This window comes from Dechloromonas sp. A34 (genome assembly GCF_026261605.1).
Taxonomy (GTDB): Bacteria; Pseudomonadota; Gammaproteobacteria; order Burkholderiales; family Rhodocyclaceae; genus Azonexus.
The window spans coordinates 2,633,231-2,649,484 of record NZ_CP102486.1; the positions used below are offsets into that span (position 1 = coordinate 2,633,231).

Here is a 16,254-nt window from a genome sequence, read left to right on the forward strand (position 1 = left end):
CGGTTTCGTAGCGCCGCCGTTCTTGAGTTTTCTTGCCGGAATAAACAATTTCTTTTTTATTTCATGGCATTACAGCTTGTGTGTGATGCATGGCCCGCTTTATGCTTTGTCCTCTGGCAATAATACGGGGGGCGAACATGGCCATGGCCTTGGCTCAATTGACCAGCAGACAATCCAGCGCAGGGGCTGTGCTCGGGAGCGGCATGCCTTGGTGCATCCAGATCAATGGCTCCCCGGCCGGACGGCGCTCAGCGCATGGCCGGTGCGAGCAAGCCCGGGGGCGGCCGGGCGTTACTTGGGCGGACTGGCCGTCGCCCGTCCATTACCCGTTGGTAAGCACAACTTGAACCGCCCATTCAGGACGACGTTTGTCGCCCGCGCCGGCCACCTCGACGAATGGTCGATCCGAGCCTGGCCAGGCCGGCCCGGCAAACCAGATTACAACCCCATCTTGAGTGCAAGTCCGAACGGTAGCAATAACTTAGCGGGAGGAACATCTGATGAAACTGCTTGATAATCAACTAACCCGGCGCGACTTTCTTAAAGTTTCCGGGAGCGTCGCGGTATTGACGCAAATCCAGCCGGTAAGTGCCCAGGAGTGGGTGACCCAGATGGGCAAGGCGGGTTCCCGACCGGACATGGTCGGCGCTGACGCCAAACTGGTGCGCAGCGTCTGCCTCATGTGCCACAGCGGCTGCGGCATCCAGGGCACGATCGTGGGCGGCGAGCTGGTCAAGCTCGACGGCAACCCCTATCACCCCAACACTTACGACTACGTGTCCAAGGGCGACATCGTCGAGGAAAGCGATCTCGATGGCGGCATCGGCGGCAAGGACGTGGGTACCCTCTGTGCCAAGGGGCAGGCCGGCGTTTATGCGCTGTACAGCCCGGCACGCCTGAAGCACCCGTTGAAGCGCGTCGGTCCGCGCGGCTCCGGCAAGTGGAAGACCATCAGCTGGGAGCAGGCACTTGCCGAGATCTGCGATGGCGGGGTGCTATTCAAGGATGTGCCGGGCGAGGAAACCCGGATGGTCGAGGGGCTCAAGGCCATCCTCAACAACGACCAGCCGATCGGTTCCGAGGACTCCGACTACCTGGACGAAGCGCCACCCGAGGGCTACGGTCCGAAGCGCAACCAGTTCGTCTGGGCCCATGGGCGCAACGAGCAGTCACCGCTGACGCCGCGCTTCGTCGCCAACGCGGCCGGTGTGCCGCACATGCTGAACCACTGCGACCGTTGCGCTGGCACCTTCTACAACGTCGTCGAGCACTGCCTGAACGTGCCGCCCTACGAAATCGGCGCCTATGCCGACTACGAGTACTGCACTTATCTGATGAGCGTCGGTTCGAACGTCACACACGCCGACTACCCCGGCCAGACCAAGGCACGCTATCTGCAGAAGTTTGCCAAGCGCATGGGCCCTGACGCCAAGCAGTTCAAGCACGTCGTCGTCGATCCTTGGCTCTCACCCGCTGCCGCGAAAGCGCTACAGTCCGGCAAGGGCGAGTGGATTCCCCTGAAGCCGGCCTCGGACGGCTTCTTCCTCCTCGGCATGATCCGCTGGATGCTCGACAACAAGGCCTACAAGGCGGAATACCTCGCCCTGCCTAACGAACAGGCGGCGAAGAAGACTGGGCGCCGCAACTGGACCGACATGACCTATCTGGTGCGCACCCAGGAGCCCAAGTTGTACCTGACCGGGCGGGATGCGGGCCTCGGCCAGGCCGACTATGTGGTGCTAGTAGGCGGCAAGCCGACCCTGTTCCACGAGGTGGATGGGCCGGCTGAACTGGATGCTGAAGTCGAGATCAAGGGCGTCACCTACAAGACGGTGTTCCGCCTGCTGCGCGAGCGTGCTCAGGAGAAGTCTCTGGAGGAATGCGAGCAGGTCTGCGACATCCCGAAGGGGACGATCGCCCACCTGTCCAAGGAATTCTCCAGCGCCAAGAAGCCGGTGATCGAGATGTTCCGCGGTCCGATCCAGCAGTCCAACGGCTGGTGGAATGGCCAGGCGCTGTGCACCATCAACATCCTGATGGACAGCATCGACCGCAAGGGCGGCTTCATTCCCGGCATGGTGTATTTCGGCGGCGAGGTCCATACAGCGAAGGACGTGCGCAAGCCGAAGGGGGTTTCGATCGAGCGCAGCAAGGTCAAGTATCAGGGCAAGAAGCCCACATCGACGCGGCCGTGGTATCCCCTAGCGCTGCGCACCGTGGCGAGCGAATTCTTCTCGTCGGTCCGCACGGGCTATCCCTACCGCATCAAGGCCTACCTGAATTACTTCAACGATCCCGCCTACACCCAGCCGCTCAACTGGACGGTGATCGAGGCCATGTTGGATACCAAGGCGATGCCGCTGACCATCAGCATCGACGCCTACATGGGTGAGACCAGCGCTCTCTGCGACTACGTCCTGCCGGACACGGAATACCTGGAGCGCATCGGCGGCTTCAAGACTTATCCGCCGGTCAAGACGCGCGTCGCCGGCCTGCGCCAGCCGATGGTGGGCACCCTCGATCCGAAGACCAAGAACTACCGTGGCATCCATCCGGACGTGCAGACAGCGGACGACACCCTGATTCAGATCGCCCAGCGCTGCGGCCTGCCCGGCTTTGGCAAGGACGCCGGCGGCCCCGGGGTGGACATCTTCAATTCCTGGCAGTTCTGGAACGAGTACTACAAGCAAAAGGACTTCAAGGGTGAGCCGGGCCTCGATCCGGACAGCCGCCTGGTCAAGCTCGGCGGCAAGTTCCAGAACCCGGGCGACCAATACGACAAGGAGCGCAACGAGGAATACATCAACTTCTCGGGCGGGCGCAAGGTGCGTGGCCTGTTCGCCTACGCCAGCCATGTCGCGGCGAACAAGAACAGCATGACCGGCAAGCACTTCGATGGTCTGCCGCAGTACCGGACCATCATCGACTGCAAGGAGGATCCGCTCGATCCGGCCCTTTGGAAGGAATATCCGTTCCAGCTCCACACCCACAAGGACGCCTGGCATACGCAGTCGCGCACCATGAACAACTTGTGGCTAGCCTCCATCAAGCCGCAGAACTACGCCGAAATGAATCCGGGGGATGCCCAGAAGCTCGGCGTCGTGACTGGCGACTGGATCAAGGTCAAGTCGCCGTCGAGCAAGCATGTCCCGCTGCTGGACGTTTCGCTGGGCGACGGCTGGTACAAGATGCAGGTGCGCGTGACCAGCCGCATCCGGCCCGGCGTGTTCTCGGTGAGCCATGCCTACGGGCGCTGGGGCGCCGGCGGCAAGGCTTGGGCTGCCGACGGCAAATCGCAGTACCACGACAAGCGCATCGCTGCCGGCTTCACTGTCAACCCGCTCTACATGGCCGACCCGGTGCTGGGCGACCGCATCCTGATCGATCCGGTCTCGGGCGGCACCCAGAGCAACGGCACCCCGCTGCGCATCGAAAAACTGTAAGGAGACCGTCATGACTGAAAGAAGCCCAATCATTCCCCGCGACGTCATCGACCGCTCCTTCGCCAAGGAGGGGCCGAAGCAATACACGCTGTGGGTCGACCTCGAGCACTGCATCGGCTGCAACGCCTGCACTATGGCCTGCAAAGCCGAGAACAACACGCCGGTCGGCGTCGATTTCAACCGGGTGATCGAGATCGAGGAAGGCGATTTCCGCGATGCCCAGAAGACGCCCAACGTCGGCGTCACCTTCGTCCCCATGCCCTGCATGCACTGCGGGCGTCCGGCCTGCCAGGCGGCCTGCCCGGTGGGGGCCATCACCAAGCGCAAGGAAGACGGCATCGTCCTGATCAACAAGGACAAATGCATCGGCTGTCGCTACTGCGCCTGGGCCTGTCCCTACGGCGCGCCGCAGTTCAACGCCGAGGCCCGGGTCATGGAGAAATGCACGCTGTGCGTCCATCGCCTCGAGAAGGGGCAACAGCCGGCGTGTGTGACGACTTGCCCGGCCAAGGTGCGTTTCTTCGGCGAGCTCAACGAGCTCACGCCGCTGATACGGGAAAAGCGGGCACGCAGCGTCAACATCGCGGTCGTCGGCGCCGACACCAAGCCCAGCGTGCAGTACACCAAGTAATCGTTCGCGGACTAGGCCGAGAGCATGGACAAGTCAATCAACTTCCAACCGGAGGCGGCGGTGCGTGTGGAGAGCACCCTATGCGCCCGCTTCCGCTGCACGAAATCGCATTGTGACGCCTGCACCATCGTCTGTCCGGTGCCCGGTGCGGTGCTCCTCTCCGACGAGGGCGCCGCTATCACCGCCGCATGCGTTGGCTGCGGTGCCTGCGTCTCGGCCTGCCCCAACGGGGCCCTCCGGCCGCAGGAGAACGATGCCCGACTGGTGGAGCGCATACGCGAGCGAATCCAGCCGGGGCGGTGTTCCGCATTGCCTGCAATCGGGCACAGGGCGAGGCCGAGCTGGTGTTGCCCTGTCTCGCGCGGCTGACCGAGGCACTCGTCCTGGAGCCCATCCGGGCCGGGGCGCCGCAGGTCGTTCTGATGGAGCCGGGCTGCTCGTCCTGCGGACTGGTCAAGGCGGCACCGCAGTGGGAAAAGGTGATGGCTTTCGCCGATGCGCTATGCACGGTGGCGGGCCTGGCGCCCGAACGGGTGGTGCGGCTGCGGGTGGCACGGGGGAAGGCGGCCGAAACGCGTCGGTCGGCACTAGCTCCCAACCCGCGCCGAGCGATGTTCCGGGCTATCGCCGAACGCTGGAAGGCGAGCGCCGAAGCTGCTATCGCACCGGCTGGCGAGGCCGAATCGGTGCCCGCGGAAGCCTTCCGCGACATCGTGCAACGGCATGCGGCCAATCCCAAGCGGACGGACCTGCTGCAGGTGCTGGCGACCCTGCCCGGCGCCAAGGTTGCGTCGAAAGTGGTTCTGGCGGCCGCGGTCCCGCTCGCGCAACTGACGGTGGACAGTCGCTGCGTCGGTTGCAACGTCTGCGAAACGCTTTGCCCCGTGGGCGCCCTCGAACATCGGATCGAGGGCGGCACCTACCGCCTCGAGCTCGATGCCGCACGCTGCACCGGCTGTCGGGTGTGCGAGGTGGCCTGCTACCACCAGGCGCTGCATCTCCGGGAGACGGTGGACCTTTCGGTGCTGTTCGAACCGCGCCGCATCACGCTCGTTTCCGCTACACAGCGCACCTGCCGCGGCTGCCAGGAAAGTTTCCTGGACGATTCGGCCGAGTTCTGCCCGGCGTGCCGGGTCAGCGGCGAACGCCGCGACGCAATTGCCAGACGCTTCTTCATTGGAGGGAATCAAAATGATCGATCCTAAGGAAATGCACAACGTCGCCGTTGGGCGAACCAAGACTTACGCCCTCCTGGCGGCGCTCTACTCGGCGCCGCCAACAAAGGAGCTGGTGGCGATGATCTGTGCCGGCGATATCACCACGGACGGCAGTGAAGCCCTGAATTCGGCCGCCAGCGAACTGACGGCGTGCTTTCAGCGCGCCGCATCGGCTGGGTCGATGGACAGCGACGTGGTGGCCGAATACACCCGGCTCTTCGTCTTGCCTTCCGGCGTGATCCCCAACGAATCGTTCTATGCGGATGAGAACCGGCGGATCGGGGGCCATGTGACCGTCGAAGTGCAGCAGTTTTATGAGGCTGCGGGAGCCCAACTGACCGGCGACTGCCTGGAACTTCCCGATCACATCGGGGTAGAGCTGGAGTTCATGAAATTTCTCTGCGACATCGAGGCTCAGCTCTGGTTGGCGCCCGACAGCGCAGGGCTGCGGCAGTGCCTGGACTTTCAATGTGATTTCCTGGCCGACCATCTTTTGCAGTGGCAGCGCGCTCTGTGCGATCGGATTCGGAATGAATCCGATATGGACTTGTACCGGGCACTCGCCCGCCTCACTGCCGATTTCCTCGAGGCCGAGTGGGTATTTGTTCCGGAATTGGCTGGTGGAGTCTGCTCCGAAGGGAGAAAATCATGCGAACCCGTATGTTGAGCCTTGTCTTGCTGGCACTTACCCCGGTGGTCAGCTTGGCGCAGGAGGTCCAATCGCCCATCGACTGGCCGCCCAAGGCTGTGGCCAAACAGCAGAAGGGTAATGTCCCCGATTTCAAGAGCAAGAACGAAGTCTGTCTCGATTGCCACGGGGAAATCATGGAAGTGAAGGCAGCGCGCAAAAACATTCCCAACTTGCACCGCCTGCACCTGGAATCGAAAAAGATCGCCTACGAGGGCAAGAACCGTGACTGCCTGACCTGCCACGAGATGGTCATCCCGTCCGAGACCAAAGCGAAGAAGAAGGAAGGCTGGTTCGTGAAGGGTGACGTCTACCACCCGAACTGGCTGCAAGCACCCCGGGATGTTTGGAAGAAGCAGATCGTGCGGGGCGGCGAGGGCAGCGAATATGCCCATATCAATACGCTGCGGCCGCTCGATCCCTATCCGTACAAACCCACCCTGAAGCGCTTGGTCTGTGCGGAATGTCACGGCCCGGACAGCAAGATCAAGACCTTCTACGGATCGCCGCAGGCGGGCAATTAACGCCGGAATCACCGGCAACAACTAATGGGAGTATGCATCGTGCGGCAACGGAGTGACATCAAGCGCAGCTTCTCGGCCTGTGCCATCGTTACGGGATGCGCCCTGCTCGGCAGCGGCGCGCCCTCGCTGGCGGAAGCTGCGCCGGCGCCCAAGAAAAACACTGTGGCACAAGGGCGCGTGGGCGAAAGTGAAGTACTGCGCCGCTTGCAAGACCTGGAAGCGCAGGTCAGCCAGTACCGCGAAGAGACACAGCGGCTGCGGGCCGAGTTGGACAAGCGCCCACCGTCTGCTGCAGCCGCACCCACTGTGGCACCAGCCAAGGCAGCCTCGGCTGGCGGGGGCGAATGGGATGAGCCCGAGGTGGAGAAAAAGCCTGAAGGGCGCGATGAGGAAGCGCGCCGCCGCCTGCTCGTTCTGGAAACCCAGTCCCGCAAGAATGCTGCCGAGGTGGCCAAGCAGGTGGAAGAACAGAAGGACAAGTTCAAGTTCGAGTTCTCCGGCAAGTACAAGGCGCGGTTCAACTCGCGCAACAACTTCAATCTCGACAACCCCAACCAGAAATGGAAGTACGACAACGCCGCCTTTTTCGACCAGCGCTATTCGCTGCAGATCGACGCCAGCTATGAGGCGCTGCTCGCCCGCGTGGTCCTCGACAAGGGAAACTTCACCACGGACTGGAAGGAAGACAGCGAAGGCACGATGGAGCGCTGGGGCGAGTTCCAGACCCTCGGTTCACAACTGGTGCGCGAACTGTTCCTCCAATACACCGGGCCCTTCATGGTCAGGGCGGGGCGGCAGAGCTGGGACATTGGCCAACGGATCGTTCTGGAGGGGCCGATGGATGGCCTGCGCCTGCGCTATCCGCTCGGCCAACTGCCCTGGGGCCAGACCTCACTGTCACTCGGCTACATGGCGGTGGCCGGCGGCTGGGGCAGCTACACTAATTTCAACGCCACGGGCGGCCGCCTGGGTGGCAATCGCCAAGAGGTGTTCGGTGCCTCCAACAAGCTGGACGCCTACTACGCAGACCTTGACATTCGTGCCTCGCGCTCCTTGCGCCTCCAACCCTATGTTTTGAAGGTGGCCGATCGCGGCGGCTCAGGCGATGCCGACCTGAATCTGGACCGTGATTTCAACGCGACCACGACGCCGCGTGACGGCCACTTCCAGCCATTGTGGACGGGCATCAGCGCGTCACTGGATCTCGACAAGTGGAAGTTCGACGGCGAAGCCGTGCTGCTCTCCGGTGACTACGCGGCAGGCCGCGAGCTGCGCGCCAATGCGCTCGTACTCAAAGGCATGCGTGATTTCGGCAAGGTCGGCGCCCTCGGGAATCTCTCCGCCGGATTGCAGTTCGGCCGCGGCTCCGGCCTCGGCACCAGCGATCCGGACAGCGGCACCATGCGCAACTTCAGCGCCCTCTTCATGTGCCGGGAACGCAACAAGTTCGGGAATATCTTCAGCGAGGACATTCGCGCCGGCTACTACTTCTTTGACAGCAACCTCGCCAATATCACTTACCTGCGCCTCGATACGACCTTGCAGCCGTACCCAGGCCTGAAGATCACCCCCTCGGTAACCAAGCTATGGACGACAAAGGAGGTATTCGTTGGTCGCGGTCCGGTCCTCGACTGGAGCCAGGGTGCCGCCACCTCCACGGCCACGACCCGGGATGTCGGCTGGGAGGCCGATCTGGCGGTCAGCTATCCGATCTACAAGCACCTCGATGGATTCTTCTCACTCGGCTACTTCCAGCCCGGGGCAGTCTATGCCCTGCCTGACGGCAGCAAGCCCGGGCCGGCCTGGGAACTCGTACTCGGGGCAGAGGTGAAATTCTAGCCATGAAAGCGATCGCCCTCGCTGCAATCCTGCTGTCCGGTTGTGCGGCCAATAGCGCCGTAGCGCCGGCAGGGCGACCACTCGACGAGCCCGCGCTGGCCATCGTCGCCAACTATCGGCATACCGCCACGCCACCGGTCATCGTGTCTTTCCAGGCGGTGACGGAGGGGCTGGTGGAGCCGCTGAAATACCACTGGAACCTGGGCAATGGCAAGTACTGGAGCGGTCCGGCGCCGTTGCCACAATCCTACGGTGTTGGCCGCTACGACGTCATCCTGACTGTGACCGAAGGCGATGGGCGCATCCAGCGGGCGAGCGTTGCCATCGACTCCCAGTCGCACGGTTGCGGATTCTGAAAACGTTTTTGATTACAAGGTGGAAAGCATCATGAAAAAGCTCTTAACCCTAGCCCTGTTGATGTGGGGCGCCCTGGTCCAGGCTGAGGACGTGTCTGCCGTGCGCGTCACCCAGGCCGACGGCAGTATCGAGATTCGCAAGAGCGGCGCCCAGAACTGGCAGCCGGCCAAGGAGGGCGACGTGCTGGAGCGCGGCGACCGCATCAAGGCAGGCGACAAGTCCGCTGCGGTGCTGATGTGGTCCAACGGCAGCATGGCCAAGCTCTATCCCGGCACCGAGGTCGGACTAGCGGGCGTGAGCTTCGACCTGGAAAAGAAGATGGAGAAAAGCTTCCTCGACCTGGACAAGGGCCGCGTGTTCGTCAAGGCTCAGGTGCCCGAGCATTTGTTCATGGAGATGAAGATTCGCATGGCGGGTCTCGAAGTGCGCAGCCAGGGTGCCGAATTCGCCCTGGCCTACGACGCCGAGAAGAAGAGCTACACGGCGTGGACACTGTTGGGACGCTTGGTCGCGGACGTCGGCGGCGGGTTCCTGCGCATCGACGATGGGCAGCAGGCGAGCGCCGCCAGCGGTAGCAAGGCGGCCAAGGATGACGTGAAACCCATGGATGACAAGATCAGGCAGTCCCTGACCAAGGTTTCCAAGGAGTTGGGCGGCAGCCTGCTGACGGAGGAGGTCGGCGCCACGGGCGGCAAGCTCGTCGCCAAGATTGGGGGGGTCGCCAATCGTCGCGGTAATGCCCCCTTCAAGGTGAACTTCAAGGCGCTCGCCGGCGGCGGGAGCGGGAAGGTCAAGGCCATTCACTGGGATTTCGGTGACGGTGAATCCGCCGCGACCAGGGAGGCCGAGCATGTCTTTACCCAGGGACTGTACGTCGTGATCCTGCGGGTTGAGGACGAAAACGGCGAGAAAGCGTCGGCCCAGACGGGTATCTCGGTAGAAACCGACTGCGGATGTTGAAAGCAACGATATTCATTGATCGAACAAGGGGAATGAGAATGAAAAAAGTTCTACAGCAAATTCTGGGCACCATGTTCCTGGCCTGCCTGACGCAAATGGCAACTGCCGCGACCGAGTATGCTGGCGTCAAGACATGTACCAAATGTCATGATGTTCAGGGTGAGTCCTGGGCGGGGACAGCCCACGCCAAATCCTTCGACTCCCTGAAGGCCGGCGCCAAGGTCGAGGAGAAGCAGAAGGCCAAGCTGGACCCCGCCAAGGACTACACAAAGGACAAGGATTGTGTCGGCTGTCACAGTACCGGCTTCGGTCAGCCTGGCGGCTATGCGCTGGGCGCCGACCCGGGCGGTCAGAAGAAGCTGGGGGCGGTGGGCTGCGAATCCTGCCATGGAGCGGGAAGCGGGTTTCGCGATCTGCACGGCAAGGCGGAAAAGAAGCTGAAGCAGACCTCGGAGGCGACGCCGCGCAAGTCCCTGGTCGCTGCCGGACAGAATTTCGACTACGAGAAAGCCTGCGCCAACTGCCATCTCAACTTCCAGGGGTCGCCCCATAAAGGCGCGAAGGCGCCCTATACGCCCTTCACCCCCAATGTCGATGCCAAGTACAAGTTCGAATTCGACAAGGCGGTGCGCACCAAGGCTCTGCACGAGCATTACAAGCTGAACGGCGTGTTCAGTGGCGAACCGCTGCAGGCGATCCGTGCCGAGTTCCAGAAGACCGCGAAGGAGATTCCGGAATGAGCGAACAGACACCGCGTGTCGGCAAAGGGGTGGTCGGCCGCTGTTGGGCCGCCCTGCGCCGACCGAGCGCCCGGTATTCCCTGCTCAGTCTGCTGGTTGTCGGCTTTTTTGCCGGTGTCATTTTCTGGGGCGGCTTCAACACCGCCCTGGAGGCCACCAACAGCCTGGAGTTCTGCATTTCGTGCCACGAGATGCGGGACACGGTCTATCAGGAATACAAGCAGACCATCCACTACTCGAACCGCACCGGCGTGCGTGCCGTCTGTTCCGACTGCCACGTGCCGAAGGACTGGGTGCACAAGATGGCACGCAAGGTCCAGGCTTCCGGCGAAATTTACGGCAAGTTCATGGGCACCATCGACACACCGGAAAAATTCGAGGCCAAACGCCTCGAACTGGCCGAGCACGAATGGGCACGCATGAAGAAAACCGATTCCCGCGAATGCCGGAACTGCCACAGTTTCGATGGCATGGCCAAGGACGCGCAAACACCAACCGCCTGGCGCCGGCACCAGGGTGCCCAGAAGAAGGGTGAAACCTGTATCGACTGCCACAAGGGGATCGCCCACAAGGAACCGGGCGGCATGAAGAAAGAGGAAGAATAGCCATGCTGGTGGATGGATTCGGGCGGCGCATCGATTACCTCAGGCTATCGGTCACCGACCGCTGCGATCTGCGCTGTACGTATTGCATGCCGAAAGGTTTCAAGGGCGATGAGGAACCGCAGCAATGGCTCAATTTCGATGAAATCGAACGCTTGCTGGCCATTTTTGCCCGCCTCGGGTTGAAGCGTGTCCGGCTGACCGGCGGCGAGCCCCTGCTGCGGAAAAACCTGCCCGACCTGGCGCGGCGCCTGGCAGCACTGCCGGGCATCGACGACCTCTCCTTGTCCACCAACGGCACGCAACTGGCGAAATATGCATGCCAGTTGCGCCAGGCCGGGGTTTCGCGGCTCAACATTAGCCTTGACTCCCTGGACCGGAGCCGCATTCTCCAACTCACCGGGCGTGATGTTCTGCCGCATGTTTTGGAGGGGCTCGAAGCGGCGAGCGCGGCCGGATTCCGGATGATCAAGATCAACATGGTGGCAACTGCGGGTATGAGCGAACCAGACATCGATGCCATGGTTGGCTTTTGTGCCGAGCGGGGATTCGTGCTGCGCCTGATCGAAACCATGCCCATGGGCGAGGCCGGCAGGAAGGCCGGGTTTGTCGATTTGCAACCGATCCGGGAAGGTCTGCGAGAGCGCTTCGGCCTGATCGACGGTGTCGTGCCGGGCGGCGGCCCCGCACGCTACCTCGTATCTCCCGACCGCCGCCTGCAAATTGGCTTCATCACCCCGATCTCCCAACATTTCTGTGAAACCTGCAATCGCGTGCGCCTGTCCGCCGACGGCATCCTGTATTTATGCCTGGGGCAGGAGGCTGCGGTCGACTTTCGTACACCATTGAGAAATGGCTGCAGCGACGCCGAGATTGCTCAGCGCATCGGGCAGGCCCTGCTCGCCAGGCCGGCCCGCCATGAATTCCGGGAACTGCCCGGGCGCAGCGTCCGCTTCATGTCGTCGCTGGGGGGGTGATGCGCCACGCTACGGTACAAGCCCCCGGCGAGCCTCCCCGGTGGCAGCGCAACGACGGCTCGTCAGTGTCGTCCGTGGAGAGGGTGATCCTCGACAAAAACTTCCGGGAACTTCAGCGCATGGCCCAGGACACCTTGGATGACGCGGTCTTGATCGGCTGTAGCGAAGCACAAATACGCGAAGCCTTTCACCGAATGGTTGACGCATTGGCCAATTCATATGGCCGTCCCCACCGCAACGCGACGCCGGAAAACCACCCTCTCGCCATAACCGAGGGCTGACCGGTCGAGCCGCGAGGTCATGCGGACGTTCGCTTGTCTGGCTTGGCGATGTCGTGCTTGCGCATCTTCTCCCACAGGTTCTTGCCGCTAATCCCCAGCGTTTCGGCGGTTTCACCGATGCGCCAGGTGTGGGCAGCCAGCGTCTGTTCAATGTAATGCTTCTCGCAGGCGTCGAGGTGACTACCCAGGGTGCCGCCGGCTGGGCCGCCGACGGCAGCGGGCATTGGCATATCGCCGAGCAGCGCTTCTGGCCCGAGTTGCGGATGATCTCCGAGGATGCAAGCGCGCTCGATGCAATGCTTCAACTCCCGCACGTTACCGGGCCAGGGGTGGGATAACAGGATGCGTTCAGCCGCGGCGGTAAACGAAAATGGCGTACCGCCCCGTTTGGCGGACTGTTCTTCCAGAAACCGCCGGGCCAGCCAGAGGATATCGTCGCGGCGCTCCCGCAACGGCGGGATCGGAACGTGGATGACGTTGATCCGATAATAGAGATCCTCCCGGAAACTGCCGGCGATCACCAGTTGGCGCAGATCTTCGTGGGTGGCGCAGACCAGGCGGACATTGATGCGGATGGGCGATTCGCTGCCGATCCGGGTCACCGTGCGTTCCTGGATGGCACGCAGCAGTTTGACCTGCATGGTGTGCGGCATGTCACCTACCTCGTCGAGGAACAGCGTGCCGCCGTCCGCTTGTTCGAAATAGCCGCGGCGTTCCTTCATCGCCCCGGTGAATGCGCCTTTTTCAAAGCCGAACATCTCGGCTTCCAGCAGGGTATCGGGGATTGCTGCGCAATTGACCGGTACAAACGGCCGTCCATTTCCCCCTTCCCCCAAGGCGTGCAGGCGGCGCGCCACCTGCTCCTTGCCAACGCCCGACTCGCCCGTGATGAGGACGGTGCCATCGGCGGTGGCAAGCCGCCCGAGCATTTGTTCGATGCGCCGCATGCTGGTGGACATACCGAGCACGCAGTTGTCCGGTGTCGCCGGATCGAGGGCGATACCCAGTTCGCGGATGCGCCGGATCAGGGCATCCACGTCGAGTGGCTTGGGTAGATAGTCGGCGGCCCCCAATTTCAACAGTTGGACAGCCTGGTCGATGGCACCGTGGCCGGTCATGAAGAGGAAGGGGGGGGTGGCGGTTTTCGTCTGGCGCAATTCGGCAAACAAGGCGTCGCCGCTCAAGTCGGGCAGACGGATGTCGCTGACGACAATGCTGTAGCGCCGTCTTTGCAAGGCCAGCAAGGCATCCCGCCCGCATTTGTGCCAATCGTGAGCGAAGCCTTCCATTTCGAAGCGCTCGCCCAGCGCCTCACCCATTAATTCGTCATCCTCGATCAGGCAGATGCGTAGCGGTTCGCTGGTCATATATTTTCTCCGGCCGGTAGCGAAATGGAAAATCGGGTCAGGCCGTCGTGGCTTTCGGCCGCGACCTGTCCGCCCAACTGCGAAACGATTTGATAAGTGATCCACAAGCCGAGGCCATGGCCGTTCTCCTGGCCGCAGGCAAAGGGTTCGAAAAGATGACTCATGACTTCCTCGGGAATGGGGGAGCCGGTGTTTTCGGTTTCGATGCTCAGGCGCTCCGGGTTTTGCGCATCGTGCAGCGGACCGTGGAAAGTTCTTCGGCGGCTTGGATGGCATTGAGTAGCAGGTTCATCAGAATCTGCCGTATCAGGTTAGCAGGCAAGGCCAAGGGAGCGACGAGGTCGCTGTCGATGTCAATTTCCACGGCCCGTTTGTGGGCTTCGCCGGTCAGTAGCGTGTGCACGTCATCGATGTCCTGCGGTCCGAAATTCCGGCTTTTTACCTTGGCTTCGACCAGCATGGCACTCACGCTATCCTTGATCTGGGCCAGGCCCCGTTCGATCATGGCGACGGTTTTGAGGGTGCGCTCATCATGCCCGCCGCGGCGCTTGAAATTGTTCAGGGCGATGAGCATGCCGCCCAGCGGGTTGTTGATCTCATGGGCGAGGCCGGCCGACAGCCGACCGATGGCGGCGAGTCGTTCCGAACGGATCATCTCCTGCTCCAGCAGGTTTTTGTCCTGCAAGGCTTTCACCATCATGCCGTAGACTTCAAATAGCTGCCCCAACTCGTCCTGGTAGGGATAGGCGGTCGAGAATGCCTCCGCCGGCCGGCCTTGTGCGACTTTTCCGATGCTGCGGGCCAGTTGCACGATGGGGATGGCCATGCGCTGCCCCCAGTACCAGTTGATCGGTAGCAGCAGCGCCAGCACCAGCAGACCTGTGAGCGTTGCACGCAAGGCTTTGCTGCGAAAGCGCGGCAGGAACTTGTCTTTCGAGTGCACGATGACCACGGTACCAACCCGCTCGCCATCGTCGCTGATCGGCACAGCCACGTAGATCTTGTGGGCTCCGGACAGTTCCACCGCGGCGGCTTCCGATGTCGCTGGGGCGGCAATCCGTTCTGCGAGTTGGGCATATTCCGCACCGAGTTGCCGTACGTCGGCCAGCATCGGCACGCCATTCGGTTGCGTGGTGACAAAGACCTTCTGCTGCTGGTCTAGGGCCAGGATCATCTCGGGCTGGATCAGGTCGTCGGCCTGCTCGCCGTGCAGCGGCGCCCGAATGATTTCGTAGGCTCGCCATACCTCGTCGTTCAGCATGACGGGGAAGAGATTCTTGGCCAGCGTTCGGGCAAGACTGGCCGAACTCGTCAGCAGGTCGTTACGCAGATCATCGTAAGCCTGGGCCATCAGAGCCGCCGAAACCGTCAAGGCGGCCACGACGATCAGACCGCTTCCCCACAGCGGCACCTTGTAACGAAAACTCAGATTGAACAAGCGCCTCATGGCTTGCCGTAGGCCCGGATCATTTGGTCGACCCGATCGTAGAAATGAGCATCTCCGGCCACGAAACCATCGAGGTTGAGCCCGCCCAGCAACTGCCGACCGAGTTCGTCCTCGCTCATCGCCAGCAGTGCCAACTGCATGGCGTGGAACTCCGCATCGCTGATCGAGGAGCGGGCAACAAAGGGCGGAAAGCCGTATTCGGGGGACCGGGAAACGATGCGGGTCGCTGCCGTGAGTTCCGGCTTGACCTTGGCGAGGGTGTCCCAGACGTGACTGCTCACCGCGCCACCCTGAGCGAGACCGGCGGCCACGGCTTCCACGGTCTTGCGATGCCCCCAGGTGAAAAAGGTCTTGCTGAAGAAACGCGATGGGTTTTCGCCCAACTGTTGCAACTCGAAGCGGGGGGTGAGGTAGCCGGTATTGGAGTAGGGGTCGGCGTAGGCGAATACCCGATTTTTCAGCTGGGCAATCGAGGTGGTCTGTGAGTCTTGCGCCGGAACGATCAGGTAGGACTGGTAATAGGGACGGCCGTGATAGAGCGGCACGGCAAGCAACTTGATCTGGCCCTTGAAAAACACAAAGGGATAGTCGCAAATCCACGCGAAGTCGACCTTCTGCAGGCGCAGCAAGTCCATCGCCTCGATATAGCTGTCGCGCCGGATGAACTCCACTTTGCGCTTGAGCCGTTGCTCCAGATAGCGGCGCCATTCCTCCAGTGCACGGTACTGGTCGTTCGGGAAGGTTGGCGTCAGGCCAATGCGCAAGGGCGTAGTCGGCTCCTCCACAGCATTGGCTGGCGCTATGCAGATTGCCGCCAGCACGGCGAGCACGACCGCGATCAAATTTTTCATCAGGTGTCCTGTTACCAAAAGGTAAGGGAAAAAATACGCTCTTTCAAGTTTATTACGCAACGGTAAGCCTTGGTGCCTCATTGATCAAGAAACAGCTATCCCAAGAGCCGGATGATTACTGCTTTCGTCTCGGCATTAAAAATATATTTCCAAAAATTCATTGAGTTACATTTTTTTTGCGCGAGATGGCCTGCTTTCTGCAGTACCAGTACCGGGAAACCCTTGAACGCAATTTGGACATCGTCCGATCGGAACTCGCAAACATCATGCCGGATGGCCTGCATCACTTGCCTGGTAGAGAACCTCTTCCATTACCGGTAGAGGGCCGTA

The 16,254-nt window shown here is 61.8% G+C and carries 17 protein-coding genes; 13 read left to right on the top strand and 4 right to left on the bottom strand.

Annotation, left to right across the window (positions count from 1 at the left end; all coding sequences use genetic code 11):
- Positions 1–500 precede the first annotated feature (500 nt).
- From NQE15_RS13165 to NQE15_RS13220, 13 genes are all read left to right on the top strand, one after another.
- Entirely contained in the window at positions 501–3,443 is a 2,943-nt protein-coding gene (locus NQE15_RS13165) for a molybdopterin-dependent oxidoreductase (RefSeq protein ID WP_265941996.1), read from the top strand.
- A 10-nt stretch (positions 3,444–3,453) separates the two neighbouring features.
- Positions 3,454–4,074, top strand: coding sequence for a 4Fe-4S dicluster domain-containing protein (locus tag NQE15_RS13170; protein WP_265941998.1), 621 nt, complete (start codon positions 3,454–3,456; stop codon positions 4,072–4,074).
- 24 nt (positions 4,075–4,098) lie between these two features.
- Positions 4,099–4,443, top strand: coding sequence for a 4Fe-4S dicluster domain-containing protein (locus tag NQE15_RS24075; RefSeq protein WP_416336464.1), 345 nt, complete (start codon positions 4,099–4,101; stop codon positions 4,441–4,443).
- Complete coding sequence (locus tag NQE15_RS13175; protein ID WP_265942000.1) at positions 4,374–5,279, top strand: 4Fe-4S dicluster domain-containing protein; 906 nt, start codon at positions 4,374–4,376, stop codon at positions 5,277–5,279. The genes NQE15_RS24075 and NQE15_RS13175 overlap by 70 nt, the downstream gene beginning before the upstream one ends.
- The gene (locus NQE15_RS13180) at positions 5,266–5,958 is read left to right on the top strand and encodes a TorD/DmsD family molecular chaperone (protein ID WP_265942002.1); all 693 of its coding nucleotides are present in this window, start codon (positions 5,266–5,268) and stop codon (positions 5,956–5,958) included. Before NQE15_RS13175 ends, NQE15_RS13180 begins: the two co-directional genes overlap by 14 nt.
- Entirely contained in the window at positions 5,940–6,503 is a 564-nt protein-coding gene (locus NQE15_RS13185) for a hypothetical protein (protein WP_265942004.1), read from the top strand. Before NQE15_RS13180 ends, NQE15_RS13185 begins: the two co-directional genes overlap by 19 nt.
- A 39-nt stretch (positions 6,504–6,542) precedes the next feature.
- Entirely contained in the window at positions 6,543–8,342 is a 1,800-nt protein-coding gene (locus NQE15_RS13190) for an alginate export family protein (RefSeq protein ID WP_265942006.1), read from the top strand.
- 2 nt (positions 8,343–8,344) lie between these two features.
- A complete protein-coding gene (locus tag NQE15_RS13195; RefSeq protein WP_265942008.1) occupies positions 8,345–8,698 on the top strand; it encodes a PKD domain-containing protein in 354 nt (117 codons plus the stop codon).
- A gap of 31 nt (positions 8,699–8,729) precedes the next feature.
- Entirely contained in the window at positions 8,730–9,659 is a 930-nt protein-coding gene (locus NQE15_RS13200; RefSeq protein WP_265942010.1) for a PKD domain-containing protein, read from the top strand.
- A 38-nt stretch (positions 9,660–9,697) separates the two neighbouring features.
- Complete coding sequence (locus tag NQE15_RS13205; RefSeq protein WP_265942013.1) at positions 9,698–10,399, top strand: cytochrome c family protein; 702 nt, start codon at positions 9,698–9,700, stop codon at positions 10,397–10,399.
- Complete coding sequence (locus NQE15_RS13210) at positions 10,396–11,004, top strand: NapC/NirT family cytochrome c (RefSeq protein ID WP_265942015.1); 609 nt, start codon at positions 10,396–10,398, stop codon at positions 11,002–11,004. Before NQE15_RS13205 ends, NQE15_RS13210 begins: the two co-directional genes overlap by 4 nt.
- Before the next feature lie 2 nt (positions 11,005–11,006).
- On the top strand, positions 11,007–11,978 hold the full coding sequence (gene moaA / locus NQE15_RS13215; RefSeq protein ID WP_265942018.1) for a GTP 3',8-cyclase MoaA: 972 nt from the start codon (positions 11,007–11,009) through the stop codon (positions 11,976–11,978).
- Positions 11,979–12,061: 83 nt separating this feature from the next.
- A complete protein-coding gene (locus NQE15_RS13220; RefSeq protein WP_265942020.1) occupies positions 12,062–12,259 on the top strand; it encodes a hypothetical protein in 198 nt (65 codons plus the stop codon).
- Between the two features lie 17 nt (positions 12,260–12,276).
- On the opposite strand, the gene NQE15_RS13225 is transcribed toward NQE15_RS13220, so the two are convergent.
- The 4 genes from NQE15_RS13225 to NQE15_RS13240 are packed head-to-tail and all read right to left on the bottom strand — an operon-like array spanning position 12,277 to position 15,924.
- Positions 12,277–13,626 carry a sigma-54-dependent transcriptional regulator gene (locus NQE15_RS13225; RefSeq protein ID WP_265942022.1) on the bottom strand — a complete coding sequence of 450 codons (1,350 nt, stop codon included), beginning with the start codon at positions 13,624–13,626 and terminating at the stop codon, positions 12,277–12,279.
- Positions 13,623–13,790 carry an ATP-binding protein gene (locus NQE15_RS13230; RefSeq protein ID WP_265942024.1) on the bottom strand — a complete coding sequence of 56 codons (168 nt, stop codon included), beginning with the start codon at positions 13,788–13,790 and terminating at the stop codon, positions 13,623–13,625. The genes NQE15_RS13225 and NQE15_RS13230 overlap by 4 nt, the downstream gene beginning before the upstream one ends.
- Positions 13,791–13,834: 44 nt before the next feature.
- Positions 13,835–15,073, bottom strand: coding sequence for a histidine kinase dimerization/phospho-acceptor domain-containing protein (locus tag NQE15_RS13235; RefSeq protein ID WP_265942027.1), 1,239 nt, complete (start codon positions 15,071–15,073; stop codon positions 13,835–13,837).
- The gene (locus NQE15_RS13240) at positions 15,070–15,924 is read right to left on the bottom strand and encodes a PhnD/SsuA/transferrin family substrate-binding protein (RefSeq protein ID WP_265942029.1); all 855 of its coding nucleotides are present in this window, start codon (positions 15,922–15,924) and stop codon (positions 15,070–15,072) included. Before NQE15_RS13240 ends, NQE15_RS13235 begins: the two co-directional genes overlap by 4 nt.
- Positions 15,925–16,254: the final 330 nt, after the last annotated feature.